2 protein-coding genes are annotated in these 1,625 nt (G+C 66.6%); one reads left to right on the plus strand and one right to left on the minus strand.

The features are described from left to right. Nucleotides 1-171, plus strand: coding sequence for an RNaseH domain-containing protein (locus ACFHWY_RS28400; protein ID WP_416583312.1), 171 nt, complete (start codon nucleotides 1-3; stop codon nucleotides 169-171). A gap of 137 nt (nucleotides 172-308) precedes the next feature. Here the strand turns inward: ACFHWY_RS28400 and ACFHWY_RS28405 are convergent. Then, nucleotides 309-1,625: UvrD-helicase domain-containing protein (locus tag ACFHWY_RS28405; protein WP_416583311.1), on the minus strand; the 1,317-nt coding region annotated here is incomplete at its 5' end.

The raw sequence follows: 1,625 nt of genomic DNA on the forward strand, positions 1-1,625 counted from the left end.
ATGGACGTTACGCCCGTGTCATCCCGAACCGCCCCCGAAACCTTGCTGAGATCACCTCATTGGGCCGCGTTAGTGCACGATCTCCGTAACGCCACGCCGTACATTCGATGGACAACAGCCTTGCCGTGGCCCCTGCAGCTCGCCAAGCAGATTGCGGACTACATGCTCTGAGGCCAGCGACCAATGGGCAACCCCAGTAGTTTCCTGCCTTCGTGGTACAGGGCGCTGCGAAGATCGGCACCCCACCTTTGTTGTTACGGTGCACCATTCCGACGACACAGGTGACCGTGCGGATCCTCGCGCCCGGTTCAAACGGCGACGGTGTCGGCCTTGCCGCGGGTGAGGGCGACGTAGATCGCGCGTTGCCCGTCGTGATCTGGTGTGAGACCGGCCGCGAGGTGTTGTTGCTCGGTGGGAGTCAGCCGGACCCCGACAGCGGGCCATTCCCGGCCCTTGGCCTGGTGGATGGTCAGCCCGGGGACCGGGCGGGCGACAGCGCGGCGCAGGTAGTCGCCCAGTTGAGCCAGCGGCCGGGTGTAGGTGGCGTGGCGTGGACGGAAGGAGCGGGCTGATTCGGTGGCGATGGCGGCCACCAGTGCCTCCCAGGCGTCGTTGACGGCGGTCTTCGTGGCGGGCCGAAGGGCACTGAGCGCGTCTGACAGCTGCGGGGCCAGCCGGGCCGGCGCGTCCGGGTCGGTGATCCGTAGCAGTTGCAAGGCTTCGCCGACGAAGACGGCGTGCTGGCCGAGCCCGGCGACGGTCACGATATCGAGCAGCAGCAGCGCGGCGGCTTTTTCTGTGGTGCGGGGGCTGCCGAACGACAGGGGGAGCACGTCCTGCCCGATCTGCCACAATGTGCTCCAGTCGTGGGCCAGGACCATGTCGAGCGGCAGGGCGTCGCGTGTCGGCAGTTCCACGCCCTTGCCGGCGCGTAGGTCGACGGCCAGATTCTGGCATTGAGTGGTCTGGAAGCGGAAGGATCGCGTCAGCGGGTAGGTTCGCAGCTTGCAGTCCGTGATGAGCTGGTGCACGAGGTCAGGTTCGGCGCCGCGGAACTGGTAGAGCGCTTGCCAGGGGTCACCGATGATGGTGACCCCGATCTGGTGGGCTGCGGCGAGGCCGATCAGCAGGACGTCAAGCCGGTTGGCGTCGAAGACTTCGTCGACGATGAGGTGGGCGACGACGGCCCGCAGACGTTCCCCCAGGAGGGAGCGCAGCTGGTCGTCGGCGAAGACTGCGGTCAAGACGGTGCGAACGTCGTCGTGGGTGCAGACGCCGCCACTGATCTCTTTGGTGAACGGCTCGTTGTCGATGTGGCTCCGCGGTCTCGGGTTGACGACGGAGGCGACCACGATGTCGCGGCCGGACAGGGCCAGGACCGGTTGGTAGCGGGCGAAGTTGTGGGCGTAGGTGTTGTCCCAGGCGTCCTTGACTGTCAGGTCCGTGTGCCCGCCCGGCCAGCGCAGGTGGCCCGCACGTAGCAGGAATGTGAGGAGTTCCTGCAGGAACGTGTCGATCGTGACAACCCGGTGCGGGCCGCGCAGCGGGTCGACTCCCCAGGTTCTGAGAGGGCGGTCCGCAGTAGCTTGATCTGATCTATGCGTTGCGCCCGGTTGGAGACCTTC

Origin of the sequence: Micromonospora sp. LOL_024, from assembly GCF_048060415.1 — a bacterium.
In the GTDB taxonomy this organism is placed as follows: domain Bacteria; phylum Actinomycetota; class Actinomycetes; order Mycobacteriales; family Micromonosporaceae; genus Micromonospora.